Raw genomic sequence first — 15,614 nt, 5'->3', positions numbered from 1 at the left:
TTGACTGTAAGTTGACCAGGGTCAACACGTTAGTCATTAGTAATTCTTTTTCTAAATTTTGTTAAAAATCCTCGGTGGTGGATTTGCGCTGCAAGCAGATTTTCAGACGGCGCAGATAATTACTGTTGTTTTATGCTTACCGATGTTAACGCGTAAAAGAGAACTATTCGCATTATGCCCGCCAGCAGGCGTGGCTACGCCTTTTGGGGGAGAAAACCGCATGAATTGTCCCGCTGTTTATTTGCGCTGTCAGGGGCTAAAAGGCAGAATCAGAGCGCGTCAGTGCTCTGCCGACCCGGGCACTGAATTACATAATTTATTAACAACAGGTCATACTTTTTGAAAGCTATCCAGCCTGACTCAGGCGAAGATTTAACAATTCAGGCCGGCGTCAGCAGGACGCAGGTGTGGCAGCGTAAAGACCTGACCGATGCACAGGATGACTGGCTGGCGGACGAAGTGCCGGTGGCGCTGGTCTATAACGGCATCTCACACGTGGTGATGATGACCACGCCCAAAGATCTGGAGGCGTTTGCGCTGGGCTTCTCGCTGTCAGAGGGCATTATCGACGCGCCGGGCGACATTTTCGGCATGGATATCGTGCCGGGCTGTGACGGCATTGAGGTTCAGATCGAGCTATCCAGCCGTCGCTTTATGGCGCTGAAAGCGCAGCGTCGCGCGCTGGCGGGCCGGACCGGCTGCGGTGTGTGTGGTGTTGAACAGCTGGACCAGATTGGCAAGCCGCTCTCTCCGTTGCCATTTACCCAGACCTTCGCGCTGGACCAGCTGGATCGGGCGCTGGGTCAGCTGAAAGATTATCAGCCTGTCGGACAGAAAACCGGCTGCACCCATGCGGCCGCGTGGATCCAGCCCGACGGTCAGCTGGCCGGTGGCTGTGAAGATGTGGGTCGCCATGTGGCGCTGGATAAGCTGCTGGGCTATCGCAGTCAGGCAGAGTGGGGGCCGGGCGCGGTGCTGGTCTCCAGCCGCGCCAGCTATGAAATGGTGCAGAAGTCCGCCATGTGCGGCGTCGAGATCCTGTTCGCGGTTTCAGCCGCTACCCGCCTGGCGGTTGAGGTGGCTGAGCGCTGCAATCTGACGCTGGTCGGGTTCAGTAAACCTGGCCGCGCCACGGTCTACAGCCATCCTCAGCGACTGCGTTAAACGACCATCACCTCTGGCAACGTCTGCTGCAGTGCCTCAAGGGCGGCACCGTTATCGCCGCCGCTATCGGTAATCAGCATGGTGATCGTCTGCGGCGGCGCGTAAACCGTGCGGCTGACCACGCCCAGTTTGGTGTGATCGGCCAGCAGATAGCAGGCTGCAGATTGCTGAACCATCGCTCTGGCAATAGCCGCTTCGTGCGGATGAAAACTGCTGGCACCGCGATTCGCCTCAATGCCGACCGGTGACAGCAGCGCGACGTCGGCGCGATAGCGGATGATCTCACCCACGGTGATTTCGCCGCGCGTCTGGTGCGCACCCGCTGTCATCATCCCGCCCAGCAAAATAATCTGATTATTCAGCGGCTGATCTTCTTCTCCGGCGCTCAGCGCCAGCGCAGCCTGCAGGCTATTGGTGACGATCGTCAGGCCGGAAAGGGCGTGGAGTTCCTCTGCCAGCAGGGTGGTGGTGGTGCCCGCATCCAGAAACAGTGTCTGTCCCGGCTGCAGCAACTGCGCAGCGGCGCGGGCGATGGCGCGCTTCTCGCGGGTCTGCGTGCTGCGGCGTTGTGTCAGCGGCGGTTCAGCCGCCGTTTCAATCGCCACCAGGCCACCGTGAACACGGCGCGCCAGACCCTGCGCTTCCAGCTCAATAATATCGCGGCGCGCGGTTTCGCGAGACACCCCCAGCTCCCTGATAATGCGCTCGGTACTGACCTGATTAAGCCGGGTCAGTAAGGCGCGGATGCGATGAAGGCGCGTTTCCTGCAGCATAGAGGTTTCCTTATAAAGCGCGAAGGGGACGGATGATACGCCAATGACGCGAAAGATGCCGTCTGAATCAGGAGCAAGCTTAGCGCGGGGATCGGCCTGCGTCATGTGTATTTTATTGCGTTTGTGTATTTGATTGCATTTTAGATTCAGGCAGGCATGATACAGGGGTCAGCTCTTCCTCCTTCATCCTTGTCACGGGAGTCATTATGGCCACGCGTTCCACCATTATGGATACCAACAGTTTCCGCGCCGAACATGCCGATGCGCTCGACAGCGAGACGCGCAAACTGACCGATAAACGCAGCAAAGTGCTTGGCGAATCCTATCGCCTGTTCTATCGCAAACCGGTTCATCTGGTGCGGGGTGAAGGGCAATATCTGTGGGATGCGGCGGGCGATAAATATCTCGACGTCTACAACAATGTGGCGAGCATCGGCCATTGCCATCCGGCCGTGATTGAAGCGGTGACGCAGCAGATGAAAATGCTGAACACCCACACCCGTTACCTGCATGAAAATATTCTCGACTACAGCGAAGCGCTGCTGGCGACCACGCCTGCGGCGATCGATCGCGCGATGTATATGTGCACCGGCTCTGAAGCCAATGACCTTGCTATCCGCGTGGCGCGTGCTTTCAGCGGCGGTACCGGAATTATCGTCAGTAAAGAGGCCTATCACGGTACCAGCGAGCTGACCTCCGGCGCTTCTCCGGCGCTGGGCAGTGGACAGCCGCTGTCGCCTACCACGCGGCTGGTGATGCCACCGGATGCGTATCGTGTGGATGCGCCGGACCTGGGCGACTGGTTCGCTGATCAGATTCAGCAGCAGATTGATGATATGACGGCGCACGGCATTAAATTTGCCGGTTTCCTGGCGGACTCGATCTTCTCCTCCGACGGAGTTCTGCCCAATCCGCGTGGCTTCCTGAAAAAAGCGGTCGGGGTGGTGCATGCCAATGGCGGCATCTTTATTGCCGATGAAGTGCAGCCTGGCTTTGGCCGTACCGGCGACGCCTTCTGGGGCTTTGGCCGCCATGATGTGGTGCCTGATGTGATTACTACCGGCAAGCCGATGGGCAATGGCATTCCGGTGTCCGGGCTGCTGGCAAAAAGCGAGGTGCTGGCCGCCTTCAGTGACTCGATTCCCTATTTCAATACCTTTGGTGGCAATCCGGTTGCGATGGCGGCGGCGCAGGCTGTTCTGAACGTGATCACCGAAGAGGGATTACAGGAACACAGCCGCGTGGTCGGCGCGAAGCTGCTGGCGGAGTTGCGGACCCTGATGGATCGCTATGAGTGCGTGGGCGATGTGCGCGGTGCCGGGCTGTTTATCGGCTTCGAACTGGTCACCGATCGTCACAGCAAAACGCCGGACAAAACCCTGGCGCTGAACCTGATCGAGAAGCTGCGTGAACATCGTGTGCTGACCTCGGTCGCTGGCCCGTATGGGAATGTACTGAAACTGCGTCCGCCATTGGCTTTCCAGGAAAGCGACATCGACTGGCTGGCTGGTGCACTCGACAACTCCCTGCGCGAGCTGGGTCAGTAACGCGCAGGGCAGGGCAGATGCGGCGTCCGGGTGGAATGCATGCCCGCTTGCAGTCTGGCTCAGGCCTGCCGCGCGCCCTGTCAGATGGGGCAAAAAAGGGAGAGTCAGCAGCAGCATGCTGTAAAAACAACGGGTTGCTTTTGCCGGATTTCTCAAATCCTTATGGTTAATAGGGCATTGATTACCCTTTTACGCTACATGAATTTAACTATAATGATTCGACTGCTTACGCGGCACGCCCCGAATTCGTCGTGCTGCTCACATTAAATGGAGAGGAAGAACATGAGTTATTCACTGCCATCCCTGCCTTACGCATACGACGCACTGGAACCGCATTTCGACAAGCAGACGATGGAGATCCATCACACTAAACACCACCAGACCTACGTGAACAACGCGAACGCGGCGCTGGAAGGTACTGAATTTGCTAATCTGCCGGTAGAAGAGCTGATCACCAAACTGGATCAGCTGCCAGCAGACAAAAAAGGCCCACTGCGTAACAACGCAGGCGGCCACGCTAACCACAGCCTGTTCTGGAAAGGCCTGAAAACCGGCACCACGCTGCAGGGCGACCTGAAAGCGGCTATCGAGAAAGATTTTGGTAGCGTGGAAAAATTCCAGGAAGAGTTCGAGAAAGCCGCCGCCACCCGTTTCGGTTCTGGCTGGGCATGGCTGGTTAAGAAAGGCGACAAACTGGCTGTGGTTTCAACCGCAAACCAGGACAACCCACTGATGGGCGAAGCGGTTGCCGGCGTTTCTGGCTTCCCGATCATCGGTCTGGATGTATGGGAGCACGCTTACTATCTGAAATATCAGAACAAGCGCCCTGACTACATCAAAGCGTTCTGGAACGTGGTTAACTGGGACGAAGCGGCAGCCCGCTTCGCGTCTGCTAAATAAGTTAACCAAACGTAAACGTAATGAAGATAAACCGGTGAAATCTATTTCGCCGGTTTTTTTTGTCCTTATTTTGTGCATTGCCAAAAGGAAATGAAAATCGTCAGTTATCGGTTTTAATGTTATTCCACATTAACTTTTCGTTGATATTGGCTATGTTATGTTCGGTGACATTCCTGCTTAACTCACTGTGTGTCGCTGACTATGTCAATTATAACTACTCACGAAAATACGACCGAATCCTCTGCTTCACTTTTTTTCCAGTTAATCAGTGGCAAATACATTCCGGATAAACTCTGGAACAGTAAACGTTTCCGTCTGAAATTTGTGTTAAGAACCTTGATATCGCCGCTGACCACGCTGCATTATCTGGATGCGCTGTCGCATCTGCCGCAACTTCCTTTGCTGATGAGTACCCAGGGATTGCTGCCAGCCAAGCTGCACCGGCCCTATCTGCGTTCAGGTATGAGCATTGCTGCGCGTGCGCAGGCGATTCTCGACCACTACACGCTCATGAACAATCTCGAAAATCCTATGCTGCGTCAGCTGCTGCAGAGCGCTTCAGATAATCCGCTGGCCGCGCTGACTGGAAAAAATGGTGAGGCCTTTTTACTCTCCTGCAGTTCCGGTTATTTTGATCGTGAAGGGGAAGTGACGCTGGTATTACGTTATAACGACGAGATTATTGCTTCACTTTCTTTTTCGATTCTCAACGAGAATAACCAACGCACCTTATTAATTGGCGGATTACAGGGGCCGCGAAAACATATTAATAATGAGATGATCCGCGAGGCGACCAAAGCGGCTCACGGTCTCTTCCCGAAACGCTTGTTAATGGAAGCGGTATTTATTGTGGCGAAACAGTGCGGCGTGGAAAGTATTCAGGCGGTAGGCGATGAGACGCATGTATTCCGCAGCCTGCGTTATCGCCACAGCAAAGGGGATAAGTTCTTTGCCAGCTACAGTGAATTCTGGCTGTCGCTGAGTGGTGAAGCGCGCAGGGATGGGATGTTTACGCTGCCGCTGAGTCTGCCGCGTAAAACGCTGGAGGAAATTGCCAGTAAGAAGCGGGCAGAGTATCGCCGCCGTTATGAACTGCTGGATGCGCTGGCGGAGCAGGTTTATGCCGCCGCCGGCGAACGCAAAGCCGATGTCGATCAGGCAGCTGCCTGATCGACCCGTCAGAATGCGGTTTTAGCGAAGCCCGTCATCGCTTTCAGACCCATCTCACGTCCCAGCGCGGTCATTGGATGCACCACCACCAGGCCGCGCACGCTTTTCTTCAGCGCACCCAGATTTGCCTGCTCTTTTTTGGTAATTTCGCGGCTGAAGCCCATTTTCTGCAGCTTCTGCGCTTCGGCACTCAGTTTTTCAACCCGCTGACCGCGCAGACGCTCAATCTCAATGACCAGCGCTTCTTTCTCTTTCAGCAACGCGCCCAGTTTCTCGACATCACCTGATTCCAGTAACTGCGGCTCTTTGCGGTTCAGTGCGTCCAGCTTATCGCTGAGAAGTTTGATTTCGTTCTTTTCTTGCTCTTTCATGACAACAACTCGTTGAGGAAAACAGGCCAAGGATACACCAAATCTGACGTATATTCCCGGCCAGGTTAAGACGAAAAAGGCGTCGTGATGACGCCTGACAGGATTAGCTACCGGACTTTTTAAACGCCTGCTTCATACTGATGCGGGCGATCAGCTCGGTGAGCGACAGGACCATGGTGGAACGCACCATCTGCAGATAGCGCTGCTGCTGCATGCTGCGCAGCTCAGCATCGTCGGTGTGAAACACCGGCGCAGGTGGCCAGGCGGTCACACAGTGCAGTTCACCAAACGGGCCGAGGATCTCATCGTCGGTGAAACGATAATCGCCGCTGTCGTGATTCAGCTCTTCGCGTAGTGCCAGCAGCAGTTCACCATCTTCATATTCGTGTCGGCTGATCACGCCAAGTCCGTAAATCAGCTTCAGGCGAACCGAGAGTTCGCCCAAAGGACCATCGCCCAGCAGCAGCGGTTCTACCGCATATTTCACTGCATAGTCATCTTTACGAAATACCTGCAGCACCAGCAGATTGACGGCTTCAGCCAATAGCTCAACGGCGGCGATCAGAAAGCTTCTCACCGAACGACCGGCGTTCAGGCGCTCTAGCACCCGGTTCTCAAAAGCCTGCTTCTCTTCCATTATTGCCTGCATGGGTTTAATACCGCCGTCGGGAGCAGGCGAACTGCGCCCGGCTTGCATCACTAACACGCGCGCATTATGCCATAGCGTGCCAGGTGCTCACCACAGAAGCCACCACTTCGCTATCGGCATCCAGCCCTGAAATCTCAGCCAGCGTCGTCTGTGGGCCTTTTTCGGCCAGCAGTGTGGCCAGTTCCTGCGCCTGTGGGTCCTGATCGCTGCGATAGTGCATCGCGGCGGCAATGCCCTGCACCAGGCTGGTGTGCGGTAAACCATATTCCAGCGTGCCCAGCGTCGGCTTGATCAGGCGATCGCCTGCGCTGAGTTTACGCAGCGGCTGACGGCCCACGCGCTCCACATCATCTTTCAGATACGGATTTTCAAATCGACCCAGAATCTTCCGGATGTAGGCCGCATGTTTCTCCGCATCGAAACCGTAACGCTTAATCAGCACCGCGCCGCTCTCTTCCATTGCGCCTTTCACCACAGCCCGGATTTTTTCGTCGAGGATGGCGTCACGAATGGTCTGATGACCGGCCAGCTGGCCGAGGTAGGCGGTAATGGCGTGACCGGTGTTCAGGGTAAAGAGTTTACGCTCAACAAAGGCCATCAGATTATCAGTCAGCTCCATGCCCGGAATGGTCGGCAGGTCGCCTTTAAACTGAGTTTTATCGACGATCCATTCGCTGAAGGTCTCAACGGTCACTTCCAGCGGATCGGTGCTGCCTGCTTCAGACGGGGGCACGATGCGATCGACAGCGGAATCCACAAAGCCGACATGCTGCTCCAGCCAGGCGTGATACTGCTCCGGCAATGCTTTCAGTACGTGCTGTTTCAGCTGGCTGGTGCCGCGTACCATATTTTCACAGGCGATAATATTTAACGGACGGGTGTTGCCGTTGTCGCTGCGTTTTGCCAGCCCTTTAGCCACACTGCCGGCAATACGCTCCAGAATCTGCGGACCCACCGCGGTGGTGACCAGATCGACCTCTGAAACCAGGGTGATGATCTCATCGCTGGTGCTGTTTACCGCACTGACGCCTTTAACGGTTTCCACTTTGGCCTGCTCGCCAACTACATGAACGGGATACTCATGACGCGCGTTCAGTGCATCCAGCACCGTCTGATTCACATCAGCAAAAACCAGTTCGATACCTGCATCAGCCAGTAATTTGCCGATAAAGCCGCGACCAATGTTTCCTGCTCCGAAATGTAACGCTTTCATAATTTTTGACCCATATCAAATGACGATGGGGCGGGCAAACCCGCCCCAGGAAATCGGGACGGGCATGACCGCCCCAGGGAAAATAATTGCTATAAATTACGCGATTACAGGCTTGCCTGACAGCAGATCCAGCACTTCCTGCACGCTGGTGGTGTTAGCCAGCTTCTCAATCACGCTGTCATCATCCAGCGCGTTGGTCAGGCTGGTAATCACCTGGATGTGCTCGTTGTTACGAGCGGCAATACCAATCACCAGTCGCGCCACATCGTCCGGCTCTTCGCCGAACAGGACACCTGCCGGATACTGACAGAACACCACGCCGGTTTTCAGCACGCGATCTTTCGCTTCAACCGTGCCGTGTGGCACTGCGATTGACTCACCCAGATAGGTCGGCGTCAGTTTTTCACGCGCCAGCATCGCATCAATATATTCAGGTTCAACGTAACCGCCCTTCACCAGCTGTTCGCCGGCAAAGCGAATCGCCTGCTCTTTGTTGCTGGCGGTCAGACCGAGGAAGACATTATCTGCGCCCAGTTTAAACAGGTGCGCATTGCCCTCATCGTAGCTGTCTGAGAGCGCGGTGTTCACCGTTTCACGATGCACATCGCTGCGGTTAGCCGCCACCAGACGTTCGGTCAGGGTGCTGTAGAGCGCGCTGTCGAGGAAGTTATTCAGCGAGATATGCTGCGCATGTGGCGCCTGGCGAATCGCGCGTTCAGTCAGGTCACGATGCGTAATCACGAGATCGACATCACCCGGCAGGGCGTTGATCGCGGTGTTGGTTACCGACACATTGCTCAGACCGGCATCCTGCACTTTCTTGCGCAGCACGCCCGCACCCATGGCGCTGGAACCCATACCGGCGTCACAGGCAACGATGATTTTGCGCACGTGATGCAGCTCGACGCTCATGGCATCGCTGGCGACGGCGCCGCCCGCTGTGCTCTGGCCTTTAGACTGCGCTTTCATCTCATGCATGCGCTGGGTCGCGGCTTCAATATCGTCATCTTCTTTGACTTTGCTGGTTTTCAGCAGGATAGCGGACACCACGAAGGAAACGGCGAAGGCTGCAGCAATAGCCGCGATGTTCGCGAAGTAAGCACCTTTTGGTGTCATTGCCAGCACGGCCAGGATAGAACCCGGTGAGGCAGGAGAGACCAGGCCACCGTTCAGCACGGTCAGCGTGAAGACGCCGGTCATACCGCCCAGGATAACCGCCAGCAGCAGGCGAGGGGCCATCAGCACATACGGGAAGTAGATTTCATGGATGCCGCCGAGGAAGTGGATAATTGCTGCACCGCCCGCAGACTGTTTAGCACTGCCACGGCCAAAGAACATGTAGGCCATCAGCACGCCCATACCCGGACCCGGGTTGGCTTCGATCAGGAAGAAGATCGACTTGCCGGCTTCGCTCGCCTGCTGGATGCCCAGCGGTGAGAAGATACCGTGGTTAATGGCGTTGTTCAGGAACAGGATTTTTGCCGGTTCCACGAAGATGGACGTCAGTGGCAGCAGGTTGTTCTGCACCATCAGATTCACGCCCGCGGCGAGAATGTGTGACAGACCTTCAACCAGCGGACCAATCGCCAGGAACGCCAGCAGTGCCAGAATCATCCCGATAATACCGGCCGAGAAGTTGTTAACCAGCATCTCGAAGCCGCTTTTGATTTTGCCGTCAATCGCCCGGTCAAACGACTTAATAGCCCAGCCGCCCAGCGGACCGGCAATCATCGCACCGAGGAACATCGGCATATCCGCACCGACAATCACACCCATGGTCGTAATCGCGCCGACCACGCCACCGCGATCGCCGCCTACCAGACGCCCACCGGTAAAACCGATCAGCAGAGGCAGCAGGTAGGTGATCATCGGGCCAACCAGTTTGGCCAGCGTTTCGTTAGGGATCCAGCCAGTTGGAATAAACAGTGCAGTGATGATACCCCAGGCGATAAACGCCCCGATGTTCGGCATCACCATATTACTCAGAAAGCGACCAAAGCTCTGTACTTTGACCTTCACTGATGAGGACATAAACCCACCCCTTATTGAGACGCGCTGCAATAGGAGAGCGCGCTTGTTTTTGTTTAGCCACCCCGACTCACAGCCGGTGGTATTACTGTATGCACGCGGACTCTATCACGCGAATTTGACGCTGCGTAGCGCATGGAGCAAGTGTGATCTACATCACGGATTAAGGGTGGTGACAGGGGTGATTTGCGTGACTGTGATCACAATTTTATCGGAGTTAAGGCCTGTTTTGCCTGGATTTTGGTCGGGCGGGCAGGTTATCTGTGAGATGAATCACACTTAGCTGCAGTGTGTTTGTTATATAAATGTGACTTAGATCACAAACTATTTTTGGTCGAAAATGCGCCAGATCACACTTCATTATCCAGTTAACAGTAAGGGTGATGAAAAGGGGAATGAGGCGGGCAGACGAATGACGCCTGCCCGTTAAAGGATTTTACTGCAGACCACCCTGGACGGCGGCCTGGGCCTGAGGAAGCGCCTGTGCATTGGCTGATAAGGTGCTCATCAGCGCGTTATATTGTGAAGCCTGATCCTGCGTCGGGAACTGCACGCCGCCATCATTGAAGCTGACACGGTTTCCCTGCGTTTGCAGGAAATCGCCAGTCTGTACGGCACCCTGGCTCAGCGCCTGGAGTTTTGGCAGCAGCGGAATCAGCTGATTGGCGGGCACCGTCACCACTTTGTTGTAGGCGGTGTCATAGACTTTTTTCAGGTCATCCGGCTGCTTCAGGGCCGCTTTGCTGCTGTCCGCCTGCATTTTTGCACTTTCAATCTGCTGGGTAACGATCACCAGTGCGCTGTTCGCCTGACGCAGGGAATCACGACGGCTCAGATAATCCTGCGGAACGCGAATGGCCGAAAGTTCATCCACCACCGGACGCATACCCTGCTCAACGGCCTTGTTCGCCTGCTGCGAGAAGCCATACATGATGGCGTAATCGCTGGCGAAGTTGCCAAAGCTCTGCTTCTGGTTCTCGCTGAGGCTGGGCAGATGTTCGCCGCTGCGCATGACGGTGTTCTGGAGGAAATCGATAAATGCTTTGCGCTGCTCGCCTTCTTTATCACCGCACGCGGTGAGTTGCAGCACAATCAGCGCGCCAGCGAGCATCATGCCGCCGCGTGCCATAAGGCGTGTAAGTCCTGAAACCATGGGTTCAACTCCTGTCGGTGATACTGTCGGATGTCCAGGTAAGAATGGCCTAAAGAATAGAACAAACCCGCGTCACGGCACAATGTGAAACAACCTGTGAAACAGACGCTTTCTGAAACACCGGTTAAAGAACGGGATCATCTGCACGTCAGAACGCACTATGATCCCTGCCATCGCTGGCTTAGGCGTGACGATTAAAGAGGCATGTAGCGGCCTGGCGTGGCCTTAAAACACCACCGCCTGACCATCTTTGCGACTCTCGCTGGCGGCGATATAGAAGCCCTGCGGATCGCGTACGATTGCCTGCGCGCCACCAAAATTGTAATTGCTCAGGGGATCTTCCAGCACCACATTATGCCCCATACGGCGCAGGGTGCTCAGGGTATTGCGATCGAGAGTGGATTCGAACACTACCTCGCGTCCCTGTACCACGCGCCAGCGCGGCGCATCGATTGCGGCCTGTGGATTCTGCCGATGCAGCATAATCCGCAGCGCCAGCTGAACGTGTCCCTGCGCCTGCATCGGGCCGCCCATCACGCCAAACGCCATCATCGGCTGGCCCTGCTGATCCCGCGCAAAGGCCGGAATGATGGTGTGGAAGGGCCGCTTACCGCCCGCCACAACGTTGGGATGCTCCGGGTCGAGTGAAAAGCCCGCGCCACGGTTCTGCAGGCTGATGCCGGTATCGGGTACGACCACGCCGGATCCAAAGCCCATGTAATTGGACTGGATGAAAGAGACCATCATGCCGCTGGCATCCGCTGCCGCGACATACACCGTGCCGCTTTGCTGCGGTGATCCAAAGCGGAAATCTCCTGCTTTATCAGGGTCGATTAATGCTGCCCGCTGGCGGATGTACTCTTTGCTCAGCAGTAACTCAGCCGGAAATTCGAGGTGATCCTCGTCGGTGACATAACGGTCCAGATCAACCAGTGCCAGTTTCATCGCCTCAATAGAAAGATGCAGCCACTGCGGTGAATCAGGTGCATAACGATTGATCTCCCACGCTTCCAGAATGCCGAGCGCAATTAAGGTCGCAATCCCCTGACCATTCGGCGGCAGCTCCTGCACCGATCCCCCGGCAAACGGATGCGAGAGCAGGGTCACCCAGTCGGCGCGATGGTTTTTCAAATCCTCCAGCGTCAGCGCCGCGTTATGTTCACGGGCGAAGGCTGTCATCTTTTGCGCCAGTGCGCCGCGGTAAAAGCTTTCGCCCCTGGTCTCAGCGATTTCCTGCAGGGTGCGGGCCTGCGCCGGGTTGCGGAATAGCTCGCCAGCACGAGGCGGACGACCCTGCGGCGCAAAGCAGTCGCTGAAGCCAGGTTGATCCCGCAGCTTGTCATAGCCGCGCTGCCACAGCTGACCAATCAGCGGTGAAACCGGAAAGCCGTCGCGCGCATAGTTAATTGCCGGTTGCGCCAGGGTGGTCAGCGGTAAGGTGCCGAAGCGCTGCGCCAGCGTCACCCACGCCGAGACGGCCCCTGGCACAGTGACGGATTCCCAGCCGGTTTCAGGCATCGCACTAAAACTGGCAAAGCGTTCGGGATGCCACGCGGCTGGCGATCGGCCTGAGGCGTTTAAGCCATGCAGCGCGCTGCCGTCCCAGACAATGGCAAACGCATCGCTGCCGATGCCGTTTCCGGTTGGCTCCAGCACGGTTAAGGCGATGGCAGTGGCGATAGCCGCATCCACAGCGTTACCACCCTGTTGCAGCATACGTAAACCCGCCTGTGCCGCCAGCGGTTGCGAGGTTGCAACGGCATTACGACCCATCATCGGTACACGATGAGAAGGGTATCCGACGTTAAAATCTGTTTCACGCATCGCTTTTCCTTAAAGAGTTCACGGGTGAATTTTTCCGTCGTCAGTACGCGATTAATTAACAGCTGCACGTTTAGCGCGCAAAGGGCTCGCTTTTAGCCGCCAGCTGCACCGTTATGAGGCGTCAGCCGTTTCGTTAGGGTGACTGCTGATTTATCTGACGATACCGGGACGTTCAGAATAAAAGATTTCCCTGCACCGCACTGTGAGCCGCCGCGCGCCAGGATTCAGGCCTCAACCAGGACTATTCTTAATTTAATAAGAACAGTGAATATATGTGTTCAGGAAGTAAACCATTGGCGTATATTTTGCACTCACTACCTGAAGAGGTGTATTGCCTCACAGAAATGAGAATATGCCAGCAAAAAGCTTGATGGCATCCACATAAATAGCAAACACCAGTTGATTTTTTTGCCCACACCGAAGGCACAAAATTCAACTGCCTCAGCGGGTTAGAGGTGCTGGAACTTTTCCGGCAAACCATAGTGAAAAAAATAATTATAAATTGCGCGGCAAATAGTCAGGTCTCTATCCATACTTAGTCTCCCGGCATTTGTTGCATTGATCTGACATCTTTAAAGCAGTGCACCGCAGGCTGTGTCCCGTAATGGTTTCTCTCATAACAAAAATAAACCCTTGCGGGATCCAGCCTGAAACAGGCCCGGTTTCAGAGTCCTGACTTCAGGCTCGTACCTCTCTACTTTCACGTGCTTCATAGCGAGTTTTTAAGGAGTTCTCTATGGAATTAAAAGACCCGATGTTTGAATTGCTCAGCAGCCTTGAGCAGATTGTTTTGACACGTGATGATCGCGCCGCCGAGTTACTTATTCAGCGTCAGCAACCCGCCCAGCCAGAGCCGCAGCGTCTGCGTGAAATGACCGGCATGCAGGTTGATGAGTTTGCAAAAGTAATGGGCGTGAGCGTTTCTTCCGTGAAAAGCTGGGAAGCCCGGCGTACCCGTCCTTCCGCGACGGCGCAGAAATTGATGAAGTTATTACATGCCAATCCCTATCTGGGACGGCAGTTGCTTGAATAAACTGATATCACGAAAAGAACCCGCCGCTGGCGGGTTTTTTATTAGCGTAATTCGCTGTATTTAGCCGCCTGTCTGGCAAACCAGCTCTCCGGCACGCTATAGGGCGGCTCCCGCAACTGTGCGAGTCCGCTTTCAATAATCATTGAAGCCTGCTGCCATAACTGCGCATCTCCCTGCTTCAGCAACGCAATCTGTATTTGCTTTTCAACCAGGTAGACCCGCGCAAAGTCGGGATCAAACCGCACAATCGCGCGGGTGTTATCGATGATGTCAGCCAGTTTGATGGTTTGTGCCTCAGGACTGGCGCTGGCTGTATGGCGGAAGTGCGCCAGTTTACGGGCCGTCCGATTTTTTGCCCCAGCGGGTGCGCTGTTGGTCAGCATTTCTACCAGGCTTGCCACGCGCGTACCAAAGTGGGTTTCGATATCGCTCTGTGTGGTTGCGGTATCTTCCACGGTATCGTGCAGCCAGGCCGCCGCTAACAACGCATCGTCATGGCTGACGCTGCGCACCAGTTCCACCACCGCTGCCGGATGAACAATATAAGGCTCATCGGTATATTTGCGGCGCTGTCCGGCACTGGCATGTGCCTCGGTGGCGAAGCGACGCGCCTGTTCTTCCAGTGAATCCTGCATGCCTTTCCCCCTGACAAAAAGTTTGCTTGCAATTATCTAGCGCGCTATCTATATTATTAACCATGAACTGTGATCAAGATGACAAAAAAGTGAAAACGATGCCACTGTTGGTCGATCAGCACCTCTGCTTTGCGCTTTATTCTGCCAACCTGGCGATGAATAAAGTCTATCGTCAGTTGCTGAGCCAGCTCGACATCACCTATCCTCAATATCTGGTCATGCTGGTGTTGTGGCAGAAAGATGATGTCACGGTGTCAGAGATTGGCGAGCAGCTTTTTTTAGACTCTGCAACATTAACGCCACTTCTGAAGCGGCTGGAAAGTGCAGGCCTGATTAACCGGCAGCGAACCCGTCAGGATGAACGCCAGGTTGCGGTGACGCTGACCGACGCTGGACAGGCGTTACGGGCCAGGGCTGAAGCCATTCCTGAAGCGGTTAAGTGTGCCACAGCCTGTGATGATGACGCTCTGCTGGCGCTGAAATTACAGCTGGATGGGTTGCGAGATAACCTGAATCGATCACGATAAGTATTGCCGACGGATGCGCTGCATCCGTTGAACCTCACCGCCTGCTTACAGTTAAATAAGTAGCAGGCGATTAAATAGCGTAACGGAGAAATGTCATGTCTTTAGAACAAGTGGTTTACCGCGCCAAAGCCAAAGCAACCGGTGGTCGTGATGGTCGCGCAACCTCTTCTGACGGTGTACTGGACGTTAAACTGGGCGTGCCAAAAGAGATGGGCGGTGCAGGCGGCGAAGTGACTAACCCTGAGCAGCTATTTGCTGCAGGCTACTCTGCCTGCTTCCTGGGCGCGATGAAGTTTGTTGCAGGCCGCGACAAAATCGCAATGCCAAAAGATGCGTGGATTGAAGGTGAAGTCGGTATCGGTCCGATCCCTGACGGCTTTGGTATCGAAGCCACGCTGAACATCCATCTGCCAGAGATGGATGAAGCAGAAGCACAGAAGCTGGTTGATGCGGCGCATATCGTTTGTCCTTATTCAAACGCTACCCGCAACAATATCGACGTCACGCTGAACATCATTCGCTAAGCGTACTGCGGGCCTGACACCATCAGGCCCGCATTTTTTTACATCCTCTCTCCTGCTGTTTTCTACGTCAGTCAGCCAACAGCTACTGTCAGCTGTGTACAAA

At 55.1% G+C, this 15,614-nt stretch carries 15 protein-coding genes; 7 read left to right on the top strand and 8 right to left on the bottom strand.

All coding sequences use genetic code 11. The annotated features are described in order from the left end of the window. Positions 1-339 precede the first annotated feature (339 nt). A complete protein-coding gene (gene fdhD / locus K6R05_RS18295; RefSeq protein ID WP_161734169.1) occupies positions 340-1,164 on the top strand; it encodes a formate dehydrogenase accessory sulfurtransferase FdhD in 825 nt (274 codons plus the stop codon). Here the strand turns inward: fdhD and K6R05_RS18290 are convergent. Next, entirely contained in the window at positions 1,161-1,937 is a 777-nt protein-coding gene (locus tag K6R05_RS18290; RefSeq protein WP_222924776.1) for a DeoR/GlpR family DNA-binding transcription regulator, read from the bottom strand. The genes fdhD and K6R05_RS18290 overlap by 4 nt on opposite strands. Positions 1,938-2,143: 206 nt before the next feature. On the opposite strand from K6R05_RS18290, the gene K6R05_RS18285 reads away from it, so the two are divergent. From K6R05_RS18285 to K6R05_RS18275, 3 genes are all read left to right on the top strand, one after another. Beyond that, the gene (locus K6R05_RS18285; protein ID WP_161734173.1) at positions 2,144-3,484 is read left to right on the top strand and encodes an aspartate aminotransferase family protein; all 1,341 of its coding nucleotides are present in this window, start codon (positions 2,144-2,146) and stop codon (positions 3,482-3,484) included. Between the two features lie 282 nt (positions 3,485-3,766). After that, positions 3,767-4,384, top strand: a complete 618-nt coding sequence (gene sodA, locus K6R05_RS18280; RefSeq protein WP_135910493.1) for a superoxide dismutase [Mn] — start codon at positions 3,767-3,769, stop codon at positions 4,382-4,384. Positions 4,385-4,585: 201 nt separating this feature from the next. Next, complete coding sequence (locus tag K6R05_RS18275) at positions 4,586-5,554, top strand: VirK/YbjX family protein (RefSeq protein WP_161734175.1); 969 nt, start codon at positions 4,586-4,588, stop codon at positions 5,552-5,554. Between the two features lie 8 nt (positions 5,555-5,562). On the opposite strand, the gene K6R05_RS18270 is transcribed toward K6R05_RS18275, so the two are convergent. The 6 genes from K6R05_RS18270 to K6R05_RS18245 form a co-directional block, all read right to left on the bottom strand. Next, positions 5,563-5,925 (bottom strand): YibL family ribosome-associated protein, encoded by a 363-nt coding sequence (locus tag K6R05_RS18270; RefSeq protein ID WP_013359626.1) that lies wholly within the window; start codon positions 5,923-5,925, stop codon positions 5,563-5,565. A 103-nt stretch (positions 5,926-6,028) separates the two neighbouring features. Then, positions 6,029-6,622 carry a mannitol operon repressor MtlR gene (gene mtlR / locus K6R05_RS18265; protein WP_202604956.1) on the bottom strand — a complete coding sequence of 198 codons (594 nt, stop codon included), beginning with the start codon at positions 6,620-6,622 and terminating at the stop codon, positions 6,029-6,031. 16 nt (positions 6,623-6,638) lie between these two features. Further along, positions 6,639-7,787 (bottom strand): mannitol-1-phosphate 5-dehydrogenase, encoded by a 1,149-nt coding sequence (mtlD, locus tag K6R05_RS18260; protein WP_222924775.1) that lies wholly within the window; start codon positions 7,785-7,787, stop codon positions 6,639-6,641. Between the two features lie 96 nt (positions 7,788-7,883). Continuing rightward, complete coding sequence (locus K6R05_RS18255; protein ID WP_033734707.1) at positions 7,884-9,818, bottom strand: PTS mannitol transporter subunit IICBA; 1,935 nt, start codon at positions 9,816-9,818, stop codon at positions 7,884-7,886. Between the two features lie 433 nt (positions 9,819-10,251). Further along, complete coding sequence (locus K6R05_RS18250) at positions 10,252-10,968, bottom strand: DUF3053 domain-containing protein (RefSeq protein ID WP_161734180.1); 717 nt, start codon at positions 10,966-10,968, stop codon at positions 10,252-10,254. A 225-nt stretch (positions 10,969-11,193) separates the two neighbouring features. Then, on the bottom strand, positions 11,194-12,792 hold the full coding sequence (locus tag K6R05_RS18245) for a gamma-glutamyltransferase family protein (protein WP_222924774.1): 1,599 nt from the start codon (positions 12,790-12,792) through the stop codon (positions 11,194-11,196). Positions 12,793-13,528: 736 nt separating this feature from the next. On the opposite strand from K6R05_RS18245, the gene K6R05_RS18240 reads away from it, so the two are divergent. Continuing rightward, positions 13,529-13,825 carry an HTH-type transcriptional regulator gene (locus K6R05_RS18240; protein WP_010257438.1) on the top strand — a complete coding sequence of 99 codons (297 nt, stop codon included), beginning with the start codon at positions 13,529-13,531 and terminating at the stop codon, positions 13,823-13,825. Between the two features lie 41 nt (positions 13,826-13,866). On the opposite strand, the gene K6R05_RS18235 is transcribed toward K6R05_RS18240, so the two are convergent. Beyond that, positions 13,867-14,460 (bottom strand): HD domain-containing protein, encoded by a 594-nt coding sequence (locus K6R05_RS18235; RefSeq protein WP_161734184.1) that lies wholly within the window; start codon positions 14,458-14,460, stop codon positions 13,867-13,869. A gap of 62 nt (positions 14,461-14,522) precedes the next feature. Between K6R05_RS18235 and K6R05_RS18230 the strand changes: the two genes are divergently transcribed. Beyond that, positions 14,523-14,987, top strand: coding sequence for a MarR family winged helix-turn-helix transcriptional regulator (locus K6R05_RS18230; RefSeq protein ID WP_161734186.1), 465 nt, complete (start codon positions 14,523-14,525; stop codon positions 14,985-14,987). Between the two features lie 95 nt (positions 14,988-15,082). Beyond that, positions 15,083-15,511 (top strand): organic hydroperoxide resistance protein, encoded by a 429-nt coding sequence (locus K6R05_RS18225; RefSeq protein WP_013359635.1) that lies wholly within the window; start codon positions 15,083-15,085, stop codon positions 15,509-15,511. The last annotated feature ends 103 nt before the right edge of the window (positions 15,512-15,614 follow it).

The organism is Pantoea alfalfae, assembly GCF_019880205.1.
GTDB classification, from domain to species: Bacteria; Pseudomonadota; Gammaproteobacteria; order Enterobacterales; family Enterobacteriaceae; genus Pantoea; species Pantoea alfalfae.
This window is presented reverse-complemented; position numbering and strand designations above follow the sequence as displayed.

What these genes read in the sequence shown, in the direction of transcription:
- K6R05_RS18290 (WP_222924776.1), bottom strand. Translation starts at nt 1,937, where the DNA reads ATGCTGCAGGAAACGCGCCTTCATCGCATCCGCGCCTTACTGACCCGG.
- K6R05_RS18285 (WP_161734173.1), top strand. Translation starts at nt 2,144, where the DNA reads ATGGCCACGCGTTCCACCATTATGGATACCAACAGTTTCCGCGCCGAA.
- sodA (WP_135910493.1), top strand. Translation starts at nt 3,767, where the DNA reads ATGAGTTATTCACTGCCATCCCTGCCTTACGCATACGACGCACTGGAA.
- K6R05_RS18275 (WP_161734175.1), top strand. Translation starts at nt 4,586, where the DNA reads ATGTCAATTATAACTACTCACGAAAATACGACCGAATCCTCTGCTTCA.
- K6R05_RS18270 (WP_013359626.1), bottom strand. Translation starts at nt 5,925, where the DNA reads ATGAAAGAGCAAGAAAAGAACGAAATCAAACTTCTCAGCGATAAGCTG.
- mtlR (WP_202604956.1), bottom strand. Translation starts at nt 6,622, where the DNA reads ATGCAAGCCGGGCGCAGTTCGCCTGCTCCCGACGGCGGTATTAAACCC.
- mtlD (WP_222924775.1), bottom strand. Translation starts at nt 7,787, where the DNA reads ATGAAAGCGTTACATTTCGGAGCAGGAAACATTGGTCGCGGCTTTATC.
- K6R05_RS18255 (WP_033734707.1), bottom strand. Translation starts at nt 9,818, where the DNA reads ATGTCCTCATCAGTGAAGGTCAAAGTACAGAGCTTTGGTCGCTTTCTG.
- K6R05_RS18250 (WP_161734180.1), bottom strand. Translation starts at nt 10,968, where the DNA reads ATGGTTTCAGGACTTACACGCCTTATGGCACGCGGCGGCATGATGCTC.
- K6R05_RS18245 (WP_222924774.1), bottom strand. Translation starts at nt 12,792, where the DNA reads ATGCGTGAAACAGATTTTAACGTCGGATACCCTTCTCATCGTGTACCG.
- K6R05_RS18240 (WP_010257438.1), top strand. Translation starts at nt 13,529, where the DNA reads ATGGAATTAAAAGACCCGATGTTTGAATTGCTCAGCAGCCTTGAGCAG.
- K6R05_RS18235 (WP_161734184.1), bottom strand. Translation starts at nt 14,460, where the DNA reads ATGCAGGATTCACTGGAAGAACAGGCGCGTCGCTTCGCCACCGAGGCA.
- K6R05_RS18230 (WP_161734186.1), top strand. Translation starts at nt 14,523, where the DNA reads ATGAACTGTGATCAAGATGACAAAAAAGTGAAAACGATGCCACTGTTG.
- K6R05_RS18225 (WP_013359635.1), top strand. Translation starts at nt 15,083, where the DNA reads ATGTCTTTAGAACAAGTGGTTTACCGCGCCAAAGCCAAAGCAACCGGT.